This is a genomic window from Serratia sp. BIGb0163, from assembly GCF_024809935.1.
Classification (GTDB): Bacteria; Pseudomonadota; Gammaproteobacteria; order Enterobacterales; family Enterobacteriaceae; genus Serratia; species Serratia quinivorans.
Genome location: NZ_JANUDZ010000001.1, coordinates 363,608 through 382,563, shown reverse-complemented (window position 1 = coordinate 382,563; position 18,956 = coordinate 363,608). Strand labels below are relative to the sequence as shown.

The 18,956-nt window shown below is 53.3% G+C and carries 18 protein-coding genes; 8 read left to right on the top strand and 10 right to left on the bottom strand.

Annotated features, from left to right (window positions below; genetic code table 11):
• Nucleotides 1-123 precede the first annotated feature (123 nt).
• The 4 genes from potF to M2406_RS01805 form a co-directional block, all read right to left on the bottom strand.
• Nucleotides 124-1,233: a spermidine/putrescine ABC transporter substrate-binding protein PotF gene (gene potF / locus M2406_RS01820; protein WP_012006078.1), complete on the bottom strand. Its 1,110-nt coding sequence runs from the start codon at nt 1,231-1,233 to the stop codon at nt 124-126.
• A gap of 408 nt (nt 1,234-1,641) precedes the next feature.
• Nucleotides 1,642-2,121: a YbjN domain-containing protein gene (locus tag M2406_RS01815; RefSeq protein WP_017892229.1), complete on the bottom strand. Its 480-nt coding sequence runs from the start codon at nt 2,119-2,121 to the stop codon at nt 1,642-1,644.
• 161 nt (nt 2,122-2,282) lie between these two features.
• The gene (gene rimK / locus M2406_RS01810; protein WP_012006076.1) at nt 2,283-3,185 is read right to left on the bottom strand and encodes a 30S ribosomal protein S6--L-glutamate ligase; all 903 of its coding nucleotides are present in this window, start codon (nt 3,183-3,185) and stop codon (nt 2,283-2,285) included.
• Between the two features lie 57 nt (nt 3,186-3,242).
• Nucleotides 3,243-3,548 carry a YbjC family protein gene (locus M2406_RS01805; protein WP_017892227.1) on the bottom strand — a complete coding sequence of 102 codons (306 nt, stop codon included), beginning with the start codon at nt 3,546-3,548 and terminating at the stop codon, nt 3,243-3,245.
• A gap of 241 nt (nt 3,549-3,789) precedes the next feature.
• Between M2406_RS01805 and M2406_RS01800 the strand changes: the two genes are divergently transcribed.
• Nucleotides 3,790-4,053 carry a GrxA family glutaredoxin gene (locus M2406_RS01800; protein WP_012006074.1) on the top strand — a complete coding sequence of 88 codons (264 nt, stop codon included), beginning with the start codon at nt 3,790-3,792 and terminating at the stop codon, nt 4,051-4,053.
• A 51-nt stretch (nt 4,054-4,104) separates the two neighbouring features.
• Here the strand turns inward: M2406_RS01800 and M2406_RS01795 are convergent, their stop codons facing one another.
• Entirely contained in the window at nt 4,105-4,485 is a 381-nt protein-coding gene (locus M2406_RS01795; protein ID WP_012006073.1) for an inner membrane protein YbjM, read from the bottom strand.
• 315 nt (nt 4,486-4,800) lie between these two features.
• On the opposite strand from M2406_RS01795, the gene M2406_RS01790 reads away from it, so the two are divergent.
• Nucleotides 4,801-6,489 (top strand): aspartate:alanine antiporter, encoded by a 1,689-nt coding sequence (locus M2406_RS01790; RefSeq protein WP_012006072.1) that lies wholly within the window; start codon nt 4,801-4,803, stop codon nt 6,487-6,489.
• A 203-nt stretch (nt 6,490-6,692) separates the two neighbouring features.
• Here the strand turns inward: M2406_RS01790 and M2406_RS01785 are convergent, their stop codons facing one another.
• The 3 genes from M2406_RS01785 to M2406_RS01775 all read right to left on the bottom strand — a co-directional run bounded on the left by M2406_RS01785 (nt 6,693) and on the right by M2406_RS01775 (nt 9,397).
• Complete coding sequence (locus M2406_RS01785) at nt 6,693-7,661, bottom strand: threonine/serine dehydratase (RefSeq protein WP_259188267.1); 969 nt, start codon at nt 7,659-7,661, stop codon at nt 6,693-6,695.
• A 242-nt stretch (nt 7,662-7,903) separates the two neighbouring features.
• Nucleotides 7,904-8,416, bottom strand: a complete 513-nt coding sequence (eco, locus tag M2406_RS01780; RefSeq protein WP_012006070.1) for a serine protease inhibitor ecotin — start codon at nt 8,414-8,416, stop codon at nt 7,904-7,906.
• Nucleotides 8,417-8,557: 141 nt separating this feature from the next.
• The gene (locus M2406_RS01775; RefSeq protein ID WP_012006069.1) at nt 8,558-9,397 is read right to left on the bottom strand and encodes a 5'-methylthioadenosine/S-adenosylhomocysteine nucleosidase; all 840 of its coding nucleotides are present in this window, start codon (nt 9,395-9,397) and stop codon (nt 8,558-8,560) included.
• A 136-nt stretch (nt 9,398-9,533) separates the two neighbouring features.
• Between M2406_RS01775 and M2406_RS01770 the strand changes: the two genes are divergently transcribed.
• Complete coding sequence (locus tag M2406_RS01770) at nt 9,534-10,286, top strand: phosphatase PAP2 family protein (RefSeq protein WP_012006068.1); 753 nt, start codon at nt 9,534-9,536, stop codon at nt 10,284-10,286.
• 5 nt (nt 10,287-10,291) lie between these two features.
• Nucleotides 10,292-10,897, top strand: coding sequence for an undecaprenyl-diphosphate phosphatase (ybjG, locus tag M2406_RS01765; protein WP_012006067.1), 606 nt, complete (start codon nt 10,292-10,294; stop codon nt 10,895-10,897).
• A gap of 36 nt (nt 10,898-10,933) precedes the next feature.
• Here the strand turns inward: ybjG and M2406_RS01760 are convergent, their stop codons facing one another.
• Nucleotides 10,934-11,776 (bottom strand): hypothetical protein, encoded by an 843-nt coding sequence (locus M2406_RS01760; RefSeq protein ID WP_115182865.1) that lies wholly within the window; start codon nt 11,774-11,776, stop codon nt 10,934-10,936.
• 215 nt (nt 11,777-11,991) lie between these two features.
• On the opposite strand from M2406_RS01760, the gene deoC reads away from it, so the two are divergent.
• The 4 genes from deoC (at nt 11,992) to M2406_RS01740 (ending at nt 17,305) form a co-directional block, all read left to right on the top strand.
• Entirely contained in the window at nt 11,992-12,672 is a 681-nt protein-coding gene (deoC, locus tag M2406_RS01755) for a deoxyribose-phosphate aldolase (protein ID WP_012006065.1), read from the top strand.
• 145 nt (nt 12,673-12,817) lie between these two features.
• Entirely contained in the window at nt 12,818-13,582 is a 765-nt protein-coding gene (deoR, locus tag M2406_RS01750; RefSeq protein ID WP_259188258.1) for a DNA-binding transcriptional repressor DeoR, read from the top strand.
• Between the two features lie 968 nt (nt 13,583-14,550).
• Complete coding sequence (locus M2406_RS01745) at nt 14,551-15,846, top strand: HAAAP family serine/threonine permease (RefSeq protein ID WP_012006063.1); 1,296 nt, start codon at nt 14,551-14,553, stop codon at nt 15,844-15,846.
• Between the two features lie 91 nt (nt 15,847-15,937).
• A complete protein-coding gene (locus M2406_RS01740; RefSeq protein WP_259188255.1) occupies nt 15,938-17,305 on the top strand; it encodes an L-serine ammonia-lyase in 1,368 nt (455 codons plus the stop codon).
• A 63-nt stretch (nt 17,306-17,368) separates the two neighbouring features.
• Here M2406_RS01740 and M2406_RS01735 read toward each other — a convergent pair whose 3' ends face one another.
• Nucleotides 17,369-18,574: a serine hydrolase gene (locus tag M2406_RS01735; protein ID WP_012006061.1), complete on the bottom strand. Its 1,206-nt coding sequence runs from the start codon at nt 18,572-18,574 to the stop codon at nt 17,369-17,371.
• Between the last annotated feature and the right edge of the window lie 382 nt (nt 18,575-18,956).

The following is an 18,956-nucleotide window of genomic DNA, read 5'->3' as shown; positions in this document are numbered from 1 at the left end:
CCGGTGTAAACAGTACAAAAAACCACGGCGATTGCCATGGCCCAAAATGGCAATGCAGGCGGGGAGCACCCGCCTGCCGGTCAAAACAACCCTGAAACCGGCCCAACGGCCGCCCTCTGAGTATTAGCGTCCGCTTTTAACTTTAGTCCAGGCGCGGGTAATCACACGATCCAGCTTCGGCGACTGCACGTTCAGCGTAAACAGCTTGGCGCGCAGATCGGCCGGTGGGTACACGTTCGGATTGTTGCGGACTTCGGCATTAACCAGCGGTGTAGAGTCCTTCACCGCGTTGGCGTAATACACAAAGTTACTGATCCCCGCCATGACATCAGGCTTCATCAGGAAGTTCAGGAACTGGTAGGCAGCGTCCTTGTTTTTGGCATCCGCCGGCATGGCAAACATGTCAAAATAAGTGAGCGCCCCCTCTTTCGGGATCGCATAGGCCACGTTCACGCCGTTCTTCGCTTCTTTGGCGCGATTGGCCGCCTGCATCACGTCGCCGGACCAGCCGATCGCTACGCAGATATCACCGTTTGCCAAATCGTTGATGTACTGGGAAGAGTGGAAATAACGGATGTTCGGCCGCAGCTTGAGCAACAGATCGTTGGCCGCACCGGTGTAATCTGCCGCGTTGGTGCTGTTGGGATCCTTGCCCAGGTAGTGCAGCACGGTGGCATAGACCTCACTTGGCGCATCCAGGAAGGAAACGCCGCAGCTTTTCAACTTCTCGAGATTTTCCGGTTTGAGGATCAGATCCCAGCTGTCAACCGGTGCGTCTTTGCCCAGTACCGCCTTCACCTTGTCGACGTTATAGCCGATGCCGGTGGTCACCATCAGATAAGGGATACCGTACTTGTTGTCCTTGTCATTGTGCGCCACCAGTTGCAGCATCTCGGGATCAAGGTTTTTGTAGTTCGGCATCTTGCTCTTGTCGAGCGGCTCGAAAATGCCGGCCTTCGACTGACGCTCAAGGAAATTGGATGAAGGAACGACCAGATCATAACCGGTGCTGCCCGCCATCAGTTTGCCTTCCAACACTTCGTTGGAGTCAAAGACGTCGTACACCACTTTAATGCCGGTTTCTTTCTGGAATTTGGCTAAGGTGTCCGGCGCAATATAGTCGGACCAGTTATAGATGTGCAGCGTTTTTTCCTCGGCTGACGCCGTGACGCTTGCTGCCATCAGCAGGCCGGCAACCACACCCGATAACCACTTTTTACGTAGGGTGACCATCCGTAACTTCCTCCAAAACAGGGGTGAATCATAGAATTGAACTTGTACCGCCAAACGATACAAAACCTTTCCTGATCGAGCGCAATCGTTGCAACCGCGGATTGAATGTCTATGCAGTTGATTGCATACACCTTTTTCAGTTGCCCAGCCCGCATGGTCACCAGGGGAATCGCAAGCCCTTAGCAGAATCAGCAGCATAACCGCTGTTGCCAAAACGCACCAGCCTCCGGGGATAAAACCTGCTTTTATCGATTTTTTATGCAGTTTGTCTGTATGTGATACGCCATTAATGGCATAAACGAAGAGGAATATCTGGCAGCAAAGGGTAAAACACAGAATATATTATTGCGGAAGGGAATAACGGCAGCATGCCGCCAGAGGGACGGCACGCATCATGTACAGTGGGGATCAGTGCAGCATTGGCAGGCGGTCAGCGGCAGCCGTGTTATCTTCTTCGTCACCCATAAACAGCAGATCGTTCGCCCGCGCCTCGAGGATCACCATCGAGATTTGCTCTTCGCCCTGCTGCATAAAGTGGGTGAACTGCTCCAGCGTGATGCCAACGGCAATGCTCAGCGACTGGCAAACGATCAGCTTCGGCAGATTGTCGTCCTGAATATCAACAAACGCCTTGATGGTCAGCGAACTGGCGTTGATCTGGCTAAGATCGGCCACCAGTGGGATCAGTGCGGTCGGCTTCACTTCGGCCAGGGCGGAGAACAGGATCACGTTGTCGACCAGATCGAGCTTGGCATCAAACACGCCATCGAAATTTTGCATGTGCGGCAGGTGCAGCGCCTGACAGGAATCGCACTCAAAGAATGAAATGCCCGATTGATCCAGCCAGCGTCGCAACAACGCCAAATCAGGGACAATGAGTGAATCCATAATACCAGCCTCACAATATTCAAAACGCGAAAAGGCGCATAGCTTACGGAATATTGCCCCACTACGCCACGATCAATGCGGCTTAATTCGCTATTAGGGTAAATATGGTCGATAAAAAGCCGCAACTCCAGCCACAGAAAGGCGAATTTTTTACGGCAAACTTATCCGCCAGATTTCAACCTGAAACCCGGCCTGCCGCGCTGCTCAATATACTCGATCATCCTGCCGGCGATATCCAACCCGGTGGTGCTTTCCACCCCTTCCAACCCCGGTGAAGCATTGACCTCCATCACCAGCGGGCCACGGGCCGCACGCAGGATATCCACCCCGGCGACATCCAGCCCCAGTGTGGTGGCGGCCTTGACCGCAATCGCCCGCTCTTTGGCAGTGATGCTTACCTTGCGGGCGGTGCCACCCCGGTGCAGATTGGAACGAAACTCCCCGGGTTTGGCCTGGCGCTCAATGGCTGCTACTACCTTACTCCCCACCACCAGACAGCGCACATCACTGCCCTGCGCCTCGCGAATATATTCTTGCACCAGAATATGAGCGTTCAGGCCACGAAAGGCATCAATCACGCTTTCTGCCGCCTGGCGAGTTTCCGCCAGTACTACGCCAATGCCCTGCGTGCCTTCCACCAGTTTGACCACCAGCGGCGCACCGCCAACCAGTTCAATTAAATCGCCGGTGTCGTCGGGCGAATGGGCAAAACCGGTGATCGGCAAATCGATCCCCTGCCGTGCCAGCAACTGCAGCGAACGCAGCTTGTCGCGCGCACGAGTGATCGCCACCGACTCATTAAGCGGATAACTGCCCAACAGTTCAAACTGGCGCAGCACTGCAGTGCCATAAAAGGTCATGGCGGAGCCGATGCGCGGGATCACCGCGTCGTAACGCTCCAATTGGCGGCCGCGGTAGTGGATAGTCGGCGCGGCCGGGTTGATGTTCATATAGCAAGAGAGTGGATCGATAACTTCGATGCTGTGGCCGCGCTGTTCCGCCGCCTCCACCAAGCGTTTACATGAGTACAACGTTCCATCGCGCGAAAGAATGGCAATTTTCACTCGTCACCCCAAAAAGGCAAGCCCCTGTCTGGCAGGTATGTCTCCGGTGGCCATTATTCAGGCACGCGGCTCACTGTCGTTTTTATCTTCAGGCGTATCTGGCTTGCGCCGATCGTTCTGCGGCGGCTGACCACCGCGCATCAATGGGCCAAATCCCTGCACCACCCGCCAAACCAGAAATGCGGCCGCCGGCACCATCAGCGCCACGCCGAGGAAGATCATTCCCACCGCCGCCTGCTGTGAAGCCAACCAGCCGGGTAATTGAACGTGGCTATGTATACTTAGATAAGCCAGCACCAACAACAGCATGCCCAGCCCTTCCAGAACCAGCACGGTACGCGGTAAGTCACCGAATGAACGCATATTTTCTTCTCCAGAAGCTCTGCCTCCAGTGTAGTGAATTCCCATCGGCGGCGACAGCCCCGGCGGCTTAATCGGTTACATGAATCAAATTAACAGGTAATTCCTGCTTTTTTTTCGCCGACCCAACGGGCATAGTAAGCGCCATCAATGCGGGTAATGTTCAGGCTTAAGTCTTTTTCGACCGACAGAATGTCATTGCAGTTGCGATTAAATTATTGAATATCAATCTAAGGAGTGTTGCATGTTTGCAGTTATCTTCGGGCGCCCAGGCTGTCCTTATTGTGTCCGTGCGAAAGAGTTGGCGGAAAAACTGACTGAAGAACGTGACGATTTCAACTTCCGTTATGTTGATATCCACGCTGAAGGCATCACCAAGGCCGACCTGGAAAAAACCGTCGGCAAGCCGGTAGAAACCGTACCGCAGATTTTCCTCGATGAGAAACACATCGGCGGCTGCACCGATTTCGAAGCTTATGCCAAAGAAAACCTGAATCTGTTCCAGTAAGCTTCAGGCACAACGAGAAAAAGGCGCTCATAGCGCCTTTTTTTATTGCCGTTAGCCACGATGACACTGCCGGTAGGCCTGCAACAGGCCGCGCGCAAACAAAGCCAGCAACGCCCCGAACATGCACCAGAACACCGCGCTGGTGGCATAAGCCAATTCCTGCCACACCGAGGCAGACGGCGTTAGCCAGAAATGGCGGATGATCAGACACAGCGGCAACGCATACAACGCCCCCAGTAGCGGGCAGAGAATGCGTTTTTTGCTCGATAAGTAGCTCGCGACCACGCCGGGTATCACAAACAGCAACAGGCCGGTCTCCCCCCGGTGTTCATGATCCGTGCTGCCAAATGCCCCACTCTGCTGGCCGAGATACACCAGGCTGAACAGCAGAAAACAGCTTAATATTCCCCACCAATACCGTTCACTCGCCATGCCCCCTCCCCCTTTAATCTCATTACCACACCGTAGAAATCAGCCGTGCCACAATGCCGGTGACGCCTTGTCGTAAACCGACAACGCTAAACTGAACTTTTTCCTTGGCCTAAAGAGAGTTAAATGCTTTTGGCAGGGCATGAACCCAGCTTTATGCTGGCTGTCACGCGCCATAGCGACTAGAATAAACGCCGCCGATCGATGCTTCGAATCGCCTTTCGCTGGTTAGTTATTTATGAAGTCGCTTTTTGACTGAATTTATATCTTATATTTATCTATATCAAGCACTTACTGGTAAACAATAAGTTATCCTACGTGAACATAAACGTCGCTAGTTTGTTAAACGGTAACTACATCCTGTTACTGTTCGTGGTACTCGCGCTGGGGCTGTGCCTCGGTAAAGTCCGTCTGGGCTCCGTTCAACTCGGTAATTCCATTGGTGTTTTGGTGGTTTCGCTGTTGCTCGGCCAACAACACTTCGCCATTAACACAGAAGCGCTGAACCTCGGCTTTATGCTGTTTATTTTCTGCGTTGGCGTGGAAGCCGGACCGAACTTTTTCTCGATATTTTTCCGCGACGGCAAAAATTACCTGATGCTGGCGCTGGTGATGGTCGGTTCCGCGATGGTGATTGCCATCGGTCTGGGCAAACTGTTCCATTGGGATATCGGCCTGACCGCCGGTATGCTCGCGGGCTCAATGACCTCGACCCCGGTTCTGGTCGGCGCCGGTGATACGCTACGTAATACCATCACCAATGGCCCGGCACTGCTGGCAGCGCAGGATCATCTGAGCCTCGGCTACGCCCTGACCTACCTGATTGGTTTGGTGAGCCTGATTTTCGGCGCGCGCTACCTGCCCAAGCTGCAACACCAGGACCTCTCCACCTCCGCCCAACAGATTGCCCGCGAACGCGGCCTGGACACCGACAGCCAACGCAAGGTTTACCTGCCGGTCATCCGCGCCTATCGCGTTGGCCCCGAGCTGGTAGCCTGGGCCGATGGCAAAAATCTGCGTGAGCTGGGTATCTATCGCCAGACCGGTTGCTATATCGAACGTATCCGTCGTAACGGCATTTTGGCCAACCCGGACGGTGACGCGGTATTGCAGGTGGGCGATGAAATTTCCCTGGTCGGCTATCCCGATGCCCATGCACGACTGGACCCCAGCTTCCGCAACGGCAAAGAAGTCTTCGACCGCGACCTGCTGGATATGCGCATCGTCACCGAAGAGATCGTGGTTAAAAACAGCAATGCGGTGAACAAACGCCTGAGCCAGTTGAAGCTGACCGATCACGGCTGCTTCCTCAACCGGGTGATCCGCAGCCAGATTGAAATGCCTATCGACGACAGCATTGTGCTCAATAAAGGCGATGTGCTGCAGGTCAGCGGTGACGCCCGCCGGGTGAAAAGCGTGGCGGAGAAGATTGGCTTTATCTCGATCCACAGCCAGGTGACCGACCTGCTGGCATTCTGCGCCTTCTTTATTATCGGGTTATTGATAGGCCAGATCACCATTCAGTTCAGCAATTTCTCCTTCGGCATCGGTAATGCCGCCGGTTTGCTGATGGCCGGCATCATGCTCGGCTTCCTGCGCGCCAACCACCCGACCTTCGGCTACATTCCGCAGGGTGCGCTGAACATGGTCAAAGAGTTCGGCCTGATGGTGTTTATGGCCGGTGTCGGTCTGAGCGCCGGTGCCGGTATCGGTAACAGTCTGGGAGCCGTTGGCGGCCAGATGCTGATCGCCGGGTTAATCGTCAGCCTGGTGCCGGTAGTGATTTGCTTCCTGTTCGGTGCCTACGTGCTGCGCATGAACCGCGCCCTGCTGTTCGGCGCAATCATGGGGGCCCGCACCTGCGCGCCAGCGATGGAAATTATCAGTGATACTGCGCGCAGTAACATTCCTGCTCTGGGTTATGCCGGGACCTACGCCATAGCTAACGTATTGTTAACCCTGGCGGGCTCGTTGATAGTGGTGTTATGGCCGGGGATCCTCGGCTAACCGATAAGCAATAAAGATGAATCAGTGGCAAAAATATTTTGAAATTTTTATCCCCGGTGAGAACTTTCCTTTCGGGGGGTAGTCTTAATTAGTGCCACTGCTTTTCTTTGATGTCCCCATTTTGTGGAGCCCGTTAGTCCCGCCTATTTAGGTTCAAGACTATCGGGTTTTTTATTGCCTGAATAAACTCCGCAGGAGAAAAATCACAGGGTTTGCGAGTAGCTAACCCATTTCGACATGTCCTGATGGGAGATATTTCCACCGCACACTACCATCCCAATGACGGCGTTAGCGGGAAGCTTGGGGGCAATGGCCATAGCCGCAGGTATCAGCGTCCCGGACGCCAGTTCAACCCATAATTTTGCATCTTCGCCAAAGGCCACCATTCCCTCTACCGCTGCCTTATCCGATACCACAACCACTTCTTCGATATAAGCTTGAGCATGGGCCAGCATCATTTCATCAATGACAGGCACGCCGAGGGTAGAGATAATTGAAGTCACCTCAATGTTCACCGGTTTGCCGGCGCGCAATGCCTGGTGCATCGAACTTGCCCCAGAGGTTTCAACCCCCCAAATTCTCATCTCTGGCCTTATGGCTTTTAGCGCAGTAGCCACACCAGCCAGCATACCGCCGCCGCCCACCGCAACCAGGACGTCGGTAAGTTCCGGGCAATCGGCAATGAACTCAAGTGCCAGGGTTCCGTGTCCTTCGGCAATCAGCGAGTCGTTGCAATCATCAATGACTACGTATCCCTGGTCAGCCAAAGCCTTGGCCCGCTCAAACGCAGCGTGAACATCAGATTCCACGATAACAGAGCTGCCCAGTTCACCCACCCGGTCGATGGCGGTTGCCGGGGCACTTTGCGGCATAATAATAGTGATATCAGCCCCAAAGATCTTCGCCGCCTCGGCTATCGCAATGCCAAAATTACCGCCGCTCACCGCCACAAACCGGTTATCTTTAACATCGTCCGCCAGGCTCAAAAACTTGTTAAGCACGCCCCTGGCTTTAAAAGAACCCCCCAGCTGAGTATTTTCAAGTTTCAGGAAAACCGGTCTCTGTAGTTTTTCAGTCAATTTCGGTGCTGGAATAGTGGCGGTGCGAATAACTTTCCCGTTGAGCCGTTCTGCTGCTTCAGTAATGGCGCTAAATTCAATTAATTTTGTCATTTTTGCCCAGTCAGGTGAATTTTATTGTTGCGCATATAAAGCTGACATTTTAATCCTGCAGCCTTTATCGGAATACACGTCAAACTACAGACTTTTACTGCCGTTTTCTATTGCTTCACGCCAGGGTGCGATAAACAAAAAAAACCGTCCGAGGGGCAATGGCCAACGGCGCAATGCACTCTCCAGACGGGTTCATTTTCGGGTAATCACTTAGCCGTGCTAATGGTTAGCACGCATCGGTATTACTTCTGTTCTGCCTTGCTGACGGTGTCTTCGGCTTTCCACACGCGGTATTTCACTTCCACGTCTTTCGGTGCGTAGACCACGATTGGCAGGCGGCTGTTGTAACGTTGCATGGCAGCGTCACCCAGGTTGGCAGCGATAAATTTCTGCTGTTTGGTATTGTCTGGGCAAGCCATCATGGTGGAAGCCGGTTCAGACAGTTTTTCCACTACCAGGTAGTCGTAACCCCAACCGGAAAGGGTTTTGGTTTCCAGCGTACCGCCAATCATGTGGCGGTTACAGTCCACTTCCAGCGTTTTGCCAATCAGCAGTTCAACCTTGAAATTCTCTTCGTGTTCCTGCTTCGGCAGGTAAATCACCTGACGGCTCATGCCCTTCTCGGCTTTCGGGTAAGGGGCGACCTTTTCCAGCGGTTGCTTGCTGATATCGGTGTCTTCGGACGAGGTAGCAGCAATGGCGCTGGCGGAAACGGCCATCAGCAGGCCGGAAAATACAACGGATGCCTTGTTCATGTTTATATCCCTACAATTTATTAAATGCTCCGGGCATAAGCTAATACACTACCGGCAAGCTCGCCAGTAGTTTAATCTTCTTTACAATATGCAATGGCCAGTGGCAATAACCCACCAATGGCCATTAATTAGGATAAATCATTAACGAGTTGCGTTTTTGGCGATATAAGCCTTCACCACCTGATAAACATAATCCTGGCACGCCAGGCCAGTCTGCGGATCGTATTTACCCTGATTGGTAATATTGTTGGACAGCACGCGGATGCCGACAAAGGGAATATTGAAGGAAGCGGCGATCTGCGCGGCGGAGGCGGTCTCCATCTCTTCAACCGAGGTATGATAGTTTTCGTGGAAGTAACCAATACGGTCCAGTTCACTGTTCCACACATCGGCGGAACCAATAACCCCTTCAACCACCTTGCCCTGGGTATAGCTACTCTTCACACTTTCAGCTATCGCCAACAGTTTGGCGTCAGCCGGAAACTGACGGATGCTGTGGGCATTTTTATCTTCACCGGCACTGCCTTTCGAAGCCAGTAAATCCATCGGCTGCCATTGTCGCGAGTCACTGCCTTCCCCCGCCGCCTTCTTCGGTGTTTTAAACGCCCCCAGGCTGACCGAATACTTGCCTAATACGATGTCGTACACCTTCAGCGCCGGATCGTGGCCACCTGCAGTTCCCTGATTGATAATTGCTACCGGATGAAATTGGGTTGCAGCAATAGCCGTCGCGGCCGCTGCATTCGACATGCCTTTCAGGGTTTCTGACACCACCACCGGATAGCCATCCACCGTGCCGCGCCAGAAACGCCAACCGCCAATCTGCTCTTCACGCGGGTTTTCCAGGCGTTGGGCAAAACGTTCTGCCTCTACCGGCATCGCGCCCTGCACCACAATCGGCCCGGTAGCCTGCGCTGATACCAAAGGGGAAAAAACCGCACTACAGGCTGCCAACAGCGCCAAATTCAATTTTCTTGTCATCACCACATCATTCCAATAAAAAGCAAACGATTACCTTAGCCGAAAGCCAATAATCCGCCTATTGCTTTCTTAAGCTCGGTACTCTGGGCGTTAAGGTTTTCTTAAGACAGAATTATTACAGTGGCAACATCCGTTAATGTCACCGAGCCTGCGCGTGAACCCAAAACCTTCATTAAATCAATCCTCAACAACACCCCAAATTAAGACTAACGCCCTTTACTCCCTGCCGGCATCCTTTTACCGTTGGCAGGTTTTGGGATTGGTAGTCAGTGGCTTGCTGTTCCTTTGGCTGTCGCGAAACGAACAATTGGACTGGGCTGTCAGCAATTACTGGTTCGATGCCACCAGCGGACATTTCCCCTGGCAGAACGATCGCTGGCTGGACCTGATTAACCATCGCCTGCTGAAAATTGGCGTTATTACCGGTGCGGTGCTGGCGCTGTTTTGGGGCATTTACCGCCGTAACCCGCGCATGATCGTCAGCATGTTGCTGATCGGTATTGGCCCATTGGTGGTCGGCATTCTTAAAGCCACCAGCGCACATTCCTGCCCATGGGATTTGATCGAATACGGCGGCAAGGCGATGTCCTACCCGCTGTTCGGCACCATTCCGACAGAGCCCGGGCCGGGCCGTTGCTTCCCTGGTGGTCATGCCTCCAGCGGTTTTGCGGTGATGGCGCTGTTTTTCCTGTTTTATCCGCAACGCCCGCGCCTGGCCTACTGGTGCTGGTTCGGCGGTATTGCGCTCGGCATGCTGATGGGTTTTGGTCAGGTGATGCGCGGCGCACATTTTCTTACCCATAACCTGTGGGCAGGTTGGTGGGTTTGGCTCAGCCAACTGGCTGTTTATTGGATGGTGAGCGGGTATCTCCGCCGCAAGACGAGGTAAATATTATGGAGCAATTGAATTATCTTCTTTTCGCCTGGATCAACGCGACCCCGGCGTCCCCCGAGTGGTTGATTGATACCGCCACCTTTTTGGCGCGCGATCTGATCGCTATCGTACCTATGCTGATCGTTGGGCTATGGCTGTGGGGGCCGCAGAATCAACTGGTGTCGCAGCGTCAAGTGGTGGCCAAGACGACAATTGCTCTGCTGTTCGCCATGCTTGCCTCCGCGACCATTGGCATGCTGCTGCCGCACGAACGGCCGTTTGTGGCCGGTGTCGGTTATACTTTCCTGGCCCATGCGCCGGACAGCTCCTTCCCCAGCGATCACGGTACCGCCATCTTCACTTTCGCTCTGGCCTTTTTGTTCTGGCACCGGGTCTGGTCAGGCATTTTATTGCTGGCTGTCGCGGCCGGCATTGCCTGGTCGCGCGTCTATCTGGGCGTACACTGGCCGCTGGATATGGTAGGCGGCTTCCTGCTCGGCCTGGTCGGCTGCCTGTTTGCTCAATTGGTCTGGAACCTGTTTGGCGATAGCATCGCCGACAAGCTGACGCGCCTGTACCGCTTCCTGTTCGCCTTCCCGATCCGCAAGGGCTGGGTGAAAGAGTAAGCCTGTATTTTGGCCGGGGCGGCACCGCCCCGGCTATCACACCACCCCGGTTGTCACACAGAACTCCCGCGTTTTCCCCGCCCCGATCATCATTCTCGAGTGTTCACTTTGCCCTTGCGGACTACAGGTGGCCGGCTGAATGAACCTGAACAGGCGCTGATTTCCCTGCTGTGTAATGCGGCGCAGGCCATAATTGAACTGCTCGGTGGAGAAACGCGTAACATATCGCCTCCCCTTCGACGCCAACATATAGAACTCGGCCTGATCAACATACAGTGACAAATCGTCCGAGCACTGTAGTCCTTCTTCGGTGATGCTCCCCGGTGGCGTCAGCGCCGGCGTCGGCAGGTTCTGCCTGAACACCGCTGCGGGAATGCAGCCATAGTTAAGCTGGCAAACATAACTTAGCGGCAGGGGACGGTCGGCAAGGTTGGTAATTTGCATATCAATGGAGAATTGAGCACTGTCCGCCGTCAAACGGACCGCCGGACGCAACCGACAATGTTGATGGGCAGATTCCCCACGGCCGTACAGCGCCAGCGTATCACCCTCAACCTGCAACCAGACAAGCTGCATGTCTAAGAATGAGCCACCCTGAGGTGACCAGGGGGAATGAAAGGCAACACTGCCGTCCGGTTTGCCCCCGAGAGTTTTGACACTGCGACGGCCCGACTTCAACGAGTAACCATCAAAATCGGCATCCCAAATCGTCAGCGCGCGGTAAGGCAATACTCGCAGTGAGCCACGGCGGTTTGCCAGCGTCAGCATCGGCCCTGCGGCTTCACAGTTAAAAGCGGTGACTACAAAATCCGCATTGCGGAAAACTTCATACGGTTGCGCTCCGAACTGTTCTGGCGCCAAATTTATTATCATATCCATACTTTTCCCCTGGGTGTTCACGCGAGTTATCCCGCGACCAACGCCTAAAATGTTACTTAAATAACATTTATCTCACCCCATGTTATACGTTAAACAGCCAAAAAACGATGATCTGGCATTCATTTTTAAACATCACTATGTTTGCCGCCAGTTAAATGTTATTATTCTAACATTACTCACATCCTGCTTTGATAAAACCTTAATAAGGAATCGAGATGACTACCGAAAACATTGATTACGCCCGCTATGTCGATCACACCCTGCTGGCGATGGATGCCACTGAAGAGCAAATCGCCAAACTGTGTGAAGAAGCGCAACAGCACAACTTCTACGCCGTCTGCGTTAACTCTGGTTACGTGCCATTGGCTGCGCACCTGCTGCAAGAAAGCGAAGTGAAAATCTGCTCGGTGATTGGTTTCCCGCTGGGTGCCGGCCTGACGGTAACCAAAGCTTTCGAAGCTAAAGCGGCAATTGCTGCCGGCGCGCAGGAAATTGACATGGTGATCAACGTGGGTTGGCTGAAAAGCGGCCTGCTGGATGAAGTTAAAGCCGACATCGCCGCAGTGCGCGAGGTTTGCGCGGCGATCCCGTTGAAGGTAATATTGGAAACCTGCCTGCTCAGCGATGCGCAGATCGTTCAGGTTTGTGAAATGTGTCGCGAACTCGATGTGGCCTTCGTTAAAACCTCTACCGGCTTCAGCACCGGCGGTGCTCGTGAAGAGCACGTCAAACTGATGCGCGCGACGGTGGGCAGTGAGATGGGCGTTAAAGCATCCGGCGCCGTGCGCGATCGCGCAACCGCCGAGAAGATGATCAAAGCAGGTGCAACGCGTATCGGCACCAGCTCTGGCGTAGCAATCGTTTCCGGTGATCAGGCCGCTGCCGGCAGCTACTGATAACCTGAGGCGTCTGGGTATCGGGCGCACGCCGTGATAATCTGATGCGGGGTAATAAGTTCAGCCGATGGCTGGGCCGCTATTACCCCGCATTTGTGTGTTCAGCCCTGATGAAACTTTCTTAACCCTGTGGGAAGACAGACAGATGGAAACGCGGCGCGAAGAACGTCTCAATCGATTAGTCCAGGCGTTAAAGCGCTCTGACAAGATCCACTTAAAAGAAGCCGCCGTCCTGTTGGGCGTGTCAGAAATGACCATTCGCCGCGATCTCAGCGCAGAACCGGCGGCCGTGGTTCTGCTGGGCGGTTACGTGGTGGCCGATCCGCGCAGTAACGGCGTGACCCACTATTTTGTTTCCGACCAAAAAGCCAAGCAGGTCACGGAAAAGCGCCGTATTGGCCTGCTCGCCGCGCAGCTTATCAGCGAAAACGACACCGTATTTTTCGACTGCGGCACCACTACGCCGGCGATCATCGACGCAATCGCTGACGACCTGGTCTTCACCGCGGTCTGCCACTCACTCAATACCTTCCTGGCGTTACAGGACAAACCGAACTGCAAGGTGATCCTGTGCGGCGGCGAATTCAAGCCGAACAACTATATATTCACTGCCGTCGGCCACCACAGCGAGCTGGATCATATCTGCCCCAATATCGCCTTTATCTCCGCCGCCGGTTTGAGCCTGCAGCATGGCGCAACCTGCTTTAACTTTGATGAACTGGAGATGAAGCACCGGGCGATAACGATGTCACAGCAAAAAATCCTGGTGGCCGACCACAGTAAATTCGGCAAAACCAAACCCGCCTGCATCGGGCCATTGACTCAATTCGACCGGGTGATCACCGATCGCCAGCCTGACCCCGAGTTTGCGGAGTTTTTCAGCGAAAACGCGATCGCCATTCGTTTTTAATCTGCATCCAGCCGTCGACCCCGGTCGGCGGTGCTCTTCACCCCCCTTCTATCCCAGCAAGACTTTGGACAAATAACGTGCAATTGATTCGATTATTTTATTATCCCTACCCGAAAGCAGGTTAATAAATTGAAACAGTTTTGCAGGCTTATTCCTTCTGCGCAGATAAATCTTACGCAATATTACTTTTTCACTCTGCATAACAACGCTTTTATATGATAAATCGCAGTAGCGTCCGCGCGATAAATATCAACAATTACGCAACTAACGCGCTTTAAATATAACCAATCCAGCTTATTTATATGATGAATGATTAAGCAATTCTATCCGCTATCCACTTAACTAGTTTACCCACGTTATTAGCTGGATATTCAAAATAAATAAAATAAAAACAATACGTTAAGACAAATTTCGCTTTAAATCGCAATGTGATCTGTGTCACTAAAACCGCTTAATCCGGGTTTTTAGCTAGATCCAAACTCTCGCTTAAAATATATTGCTCGACTTGCTGACAACGGCAGCGTTTTATCTGGTTACAGATTGCTCATACCAGATAAACCCTGAAACATTGATGAGAGCGTTTTCAGCATGAAATCTTACACAAGCGCGCAACATATGCATGAAAAACCAATATAAACGCATTTAGCCGCACACATTACGCATTTGAGAGCATGATCACGGTTGTTTCTACTGTAAATCGTTATCTTGCCGCCAACGAAAATCGGCAGGCAATGACCTTCCGGCAGCAGTCCCGATACGACGCCCTATATAGGCTAAATATCATTTGATTAGTTATCCGGCACAACTGCCAAGGGTAATTAGACGATTAAACAACCAGGGGGACGCCAACCATCCCCGCAAGCAACATCTGATTCTTACCGATGCCGCCATCTGATATTGCGTCATTCGGATTTAACCTTAAGTTTTGCCTTTAATTTTAAATTAGCGTGTTCACTTCGGAGATATTTATGGACACTACACAGACCGGCACTATAGCCTCTGCGGCTTCTGGCTCTACCAGTACCTGGCGTAAAACCGACACCATGTGGATGTTGGGCCTGTATGGCACCGCGATTGGCGCGGGCGTTTTGTTCCTGCCAATCAACGCCGGTATCGGTGGTTTGATCCCCCTGATCATCATGGCCATCATTGCGTTCCCGATGACCTTCTTTGCGCACCGTGGCCTGTGCCGCTTCGTTCTTTCCGGCAAAAACGCCGGTGAAGACATCACCGAAGTCGTTGAAGAACACTTTGGTATCAGCGCCGGTAAGCTGATCACCCTGCTCTACTTCTTTGCCATTTACCCCATTCTGTTGGTTTACAGCGTCGCCATCACCAACACTGTCGACAGCTTCATTACCCACCAACTGGGGATGGCTTCGCCGCCACGTGCCATTTTGTCGTTGATCCTGATTGTCGGCCTGATGACCATCGTGCGTTTCGGCGAGCAGGCTATCGTGAAGACCATGAGTATCCTGGTGTTCCCGTTTGTCGCCGTATTGATGCTGCTGGCTGTGTACCTGATCCCGAACTGGACCACCGCCATCTTCGATAACGTTTCTCTGTCCGGCGCAGGCACGGGTATGGGTCATGGTCTGGTTATCACCCTGTGGCTGGCGATCCCGGTGATGGTGTTCTCCTTCAACCACTCACCAATCATCTCTGCCTTTGCCGTAGCCAAGCGTGAAGAGTACGGTCAGGAAGAAGCCGAGAAGAAATGCTCCCGCATTCTGGGCTTCGCTCACATCATGATGGTGTTGACCGTAATGTTCTTCGTGTTTAGCTGCGTGCTGAGCCTGTCGCCGGAAAACCTGGCGGAAGCCAAGGCGCAGAACATCTCCATTCTGTCTTACCTGGCTAACCACTTTAATAACCCGATGATTGCCTACATCGCACCGGTTATCGCCTTTATCGCCATCACCAAATCGTTCCTCGGTCACTATCTGGGTGCACGGGAAGGCTTTAACGGTCTGATTGCCAAGTCGATGAAAAGCCGCGGTAAAACCATCAGCACCAACAAACTGAACCGTATCACCGCCCTGTTTATGCTGGTGACTACCTGGATTGTTGCGACCCTGAACCCAAGCATCCTCGGCATGATCGAGAATATGGGTGGCCCAATCATCGCCATGCTGCTGTTCCTGATGCCGATGTACGCTATCCGTAAAGTGCCGGCCATGCGCAAATACAGCGGCCACATCAGTAACGTGTTCGTGGTAGTGATGGGCCTGATCGCCATCTCCGCAATCCTGTACAGCTTCTAATCAAGCCCAGCCGGCGCTACCTTGCGCCGGCTTTTCAGCACGGCCCCCTTTCCTGCATTAACGCCTAACACCTGAAGAAGGAGGCGAGACCATGGTCAGCGTTTTCGATATTTTCAAAATTGGTATTGGCCCATCCAGCTCCCACACCGTCGGCCCGATGAAAGCCGGCAAGCTGTTTGTCGATGAATTGATTGCCAGCCAGCAGTTGATGGATACCACTCGCGTGGTGGTGGACGTCTACGGTTCGCTGTCGCTGACCGGCAAAGGTCACCACACCGATATTGCCATTATCATGGGGTTGGCGGGTAACCTGCCGCACGATGTTGATATCGACGGTATCGCCGGTTTTATCCGCGACGTTGAACAACGCGGCCGCCTGTTGCTGGCCAAGGGCCACCACGAAGTGGATTTCCCGCTGCAAACCAGCATGAATTTCAACAGCGATAATTTACCGCTGCACGAAAACGGCATGCGCATCAGCGCCTTCGCCGGTGAACAACTGTTACACTGCAAAACCTATTACTCTACCGGCGGCGGTTTTATCGTCGATGAAGAAAACTTCGGCCTGGCTGCGGCCAATCCGGTTCAGGTCCCCTTCCCGTTCAACTCGGCGCGAGATTTGCAGCAACACTGTAAAGACGCCGGTTTGTCGCTATCCGGCCTGGTGATGCAAAACGAATTGGCGCTGCACAGCAAGGCCGAGATCGACGCGCACTTCGCCGACGTCTGGCAGGTGATGCGCGCGGGCATCGAACGCGGTATGAACACCGAAGGTCTGTTGCCCGGACCGATGAAGGTTCAGCGCCGCGCCGCTGCCCTGCGCCGCCTGTTGGTGACCGGTGACAAGAACAATATCGATCCGATGAACGTGGTCGACTGGATCAACATGTTCGCCTTTGCCGTTAACGAAGAAAATGCTGCCGGTGGCCGTGTGGTCACCGCCCCGACCAACGGCGCCTGTGGCATCATCCCGGCGGTGCTGGCCTATTACGACCAGTTTATTCGCCCGGTAAACCCCAATTCCTACAGCCGTTATTTCCTGACGTCCGGTGTGATTGGTGCGCTGTACAAAATGAACGCTTCAATCTCCGGTGCCGAAGTGGGCTGTCAGGGCGAGGTGGGCGTCGCCTGCTCAATGGCCGCAGCAGGGTTGGCAGAATTGATGGGCGGCAGCCCGGCACAGGTTTGTATCGCGGCGGAGATCGCCATGGAGCACCACCTGGGGCTAACCTGCGATCCGCTGGCCGGTCAGGTTCAGGTACCCTGTATCGAACGTAACGCAATTTCCGCGGTGAAGGCGGTCAATGCCGCACGTATGGCGCTGCGCCGCACCAGTGAGCCGCGCGTGTGCCTGGATAAGGTGATCGAAACCATGTATGAGACGGGCAAAGACATGAACGCCAAGTACCGCGAGACATCGCAAGGGGGATTGGCGATCAAGGTAGTGGCCTGTAACTGATAAAAAATGAGGGCGCAATCATCAATGACGGCGCCCTCTTCTTAAAGCTTATTGCTGTAACCCTTAACCAAACACGCTACCGAACCACTGGGTCAGCTTCATCATCACCATGTCCCAGATGCGGCTGAAGAAGTTACCTTCTTTCACTTCCTGCATCGCCACCAGCGGATACTGTTCAATGGTTTTACCGTCAAGCTGGAAATCAATGGTGCCGACCACCTGATTTTTTGCCAACGGGGCTTCCAGCGTCGGCTGGTTCAGCTTGTAACTGGCCTTCAGGTTTTTCATCTGCCCTTTCGGGATGGTAACGGCTGCGTCTTTCGCTACGCCCAATGGCACTTCGCCGACGTCGCCAAACCACACTTTCTGGGTCACAAACGGCTTGTCAGTCTTGATTGGCGTGGCGGTTTCGTAGAAGCGGAAACCCCAGGTCAGCAGTTTTTCACTTTCGCTAAAGCGGATACGGTCGCTTGGCGCCCCCAGCACTACCGAAATCAAACGCATTGGCCCGTCGGTAGCGGAGGCTACCAGGTTATGCCCGGCGCCACCGGTATAACCGGTTTTGATGCCATCGACGCTCAGGTTGGTGCTCCACAACAGACGATTGCGGTTAACCTGACGAATTTTATTGAAGGTGAACTCTTTTTCTTTGTGCAACGCGTACTCATCCGGCACATCGCGGATCAGTGCCTGGCCGAGCAGCGCCATATCGCGTGCGGTGCTGTACTGCCCTTCCGCATCCAGGCCGTGCACCGTCAGGAAATGGGTATTCTGCAGGCCCAGGGATTTGGCGTAGTTGTTCATCAAGCCAACAAACGAATCCTGACTGCCCGCGACATAATCAGCCAACGCGATGCTGGCATCATTACCCGACTGAATAACGATGCCCTTGTTCAGTTCCATTACCGGCACCTGATCGCCCGGCTTGATAAACATCAACGAGGAGCCGCGCAGCGCCGGGTTGCCGGTTGCCCAGGCGTCCTTACCCACGGTCACCATATCCTCAGGTTTAATCTTGCCGGCCTTGATCGCCTGGCCGATCACATAGCTGGACATGATCTTGGTCAGGCTGGCGGGGTCAAGACGGGTGTCGGCATTGCCTTCCGCCAGGATTTTTCCGCTGTTGTAATCCATCAGCACATAGGCCTTGGCGTCAACCTGTGGCGCGGCCGGCGCTTCGGCCGCCTGAACAACAGGTACGGCCAGCAACAATATGCTGACGCTAAAAGTTAATTTTTTCAGAGTGCTAGGTAAGTTTCTTTTCATCATGACGTCGCCAGAGTATCCATTCAAATCATTGAAATAGCGTTAACTTTCAAACATATTCACGTTTTCAGCCAACCAGCGAGAGTGGCCCGGCACGCATTTACCAACCGCAAACTCCCTGCGGCCCCATGACGGGTGAGCGGCGCACCGAAAATGCCCTTGCTGTGAGTTTATTAGATTCATCTTATTTTTGCAGGGTTTAGCATGAATTTTCATCATTTTTACATAACTGTACGCTGTTACGCGTAATTTGGATAAAAAGCCAGCCGTAAGTGTTTTTTTTATACTACTCACCGCTAAACGGCTGCACATCTAAACTGCTGAACATCTGCGCCTCCATACGTCCAAATAAGATTAATATATTCCAAAAATGCATATTGAACGG

Excerpts from the sequence above, each read along its gene's own strand:
- potF (WP_012006078.1), bottom strand. The coding sequence starts at position 1,233 with ATGGTCACCCTACGTAAAAAGTGGTTATCGGGTGTGGTTGCCGGCCTG.
- M2406_RS01815 (WP_017892229.1), bottom strand. The coding sequence starts at position 2,121 with ATGGATTCACTCATTGTCCCTGATTTGGCGTTGTTGCGACGCTGGCTG.
- M2406_RS01805 (WP_017892227.1), bottom strand. The coding sequence starts at position 3,548 with ATGCGTTCATTCGGTGACTTACCGCGTACCGTGCTGGTTCTGGAAGGG.
- M2406_RS01800 (WP_012006074.1), top strand. The coding sequence starts at position 3,790 with ATGTTTGCAGTTATCTTCGGGCGCCCAGGCTGTCCTTATTGTGTCCGT.
- M2406_RS01795 (WP_012006073.1), bottom strand. The coding sequence starts at position 4,485 with ATGGCGAGTGAACGGTATTGGTGGGGAATATTAAGCTGTTTTCTGCTG.
- M2406_RS01785 (WP_259188267.1), bottom strand. The coding sequence starts at position 7,661 with ATGACAAAATTAATTGAATTTAGCGCCATTACTGAAGCAGCAGAACGG.
- eco (WP_012006070.1), bottom strand. The coding sequence starts at position 8,416 with ATGAACAAGGCATCCGTTGTATTTTCCGGCCTGCTGATGGCCGTTTCC.
- M2406_RS01775 (WP_012006069.1), bottom strand. The coding sequence starts at position 9,397 with ATGACAAGAAAATTGAATTTGGCGCTGTTGGCAGCCTGTAGTGCGGTT.
- M2406_RS01770 (WP_012006068.1), top strand. The coding sequence starts at position 9,534 with ATGTCACCGAGCCTGCGCGTGAACCCAAAACCTTCATTAAATCAATCC.
- ybjG (WP_012006067.1), top strand. The coding sequence starts at position 10,292 with ATGGAGCAATTGAATTATCTTCTTTTCGCCTGGATCAACGCGACCCCG.
- M2406_RS01760 (WP_115182865.1), bottom strand. The coding sequence starts at position 11,776 with ATGGATATGATAATAAATTTGGCGCCAGAACAGTTCGGAGCGCAACCG.
- deoC (WP_012006065.1), top strand. The coding sequence starts at position 11,992 with ATGACTACCGAAAACATTGATTACGCCCGCTATGTCGATCACACCCTG.
- deoR (WP_259188258.1), top strand. The coding sequence starts at position 12,818 with ATGGAAACGCGGCGCGAAGAACGTCTCAATCGATTAGTCCAGGCGTTA.
- M2406_RS01745 (WP_012006063.1), top strand. The coding sequence starts at position 14,551 with ATGGACACTACACAGACCGGCACTATAGCCTCTGCGGCTTCTGGCTCT.
- M2406_RS01740 (WP_259188255.1), top strand. The coding sequence starts at position 15,938 with ATGGTCAGCGTTTTCGATATTTTCAAAATTGGTATTGGCCCATCCAGC.
- M2406_RS01735 (WP_012006061.1), bottom strand. The coding sequence starts at position 18,574 with ATGATGAAAAGAAACTTACCTAGCACTCTGAAAAAATTAACTTTTAGC.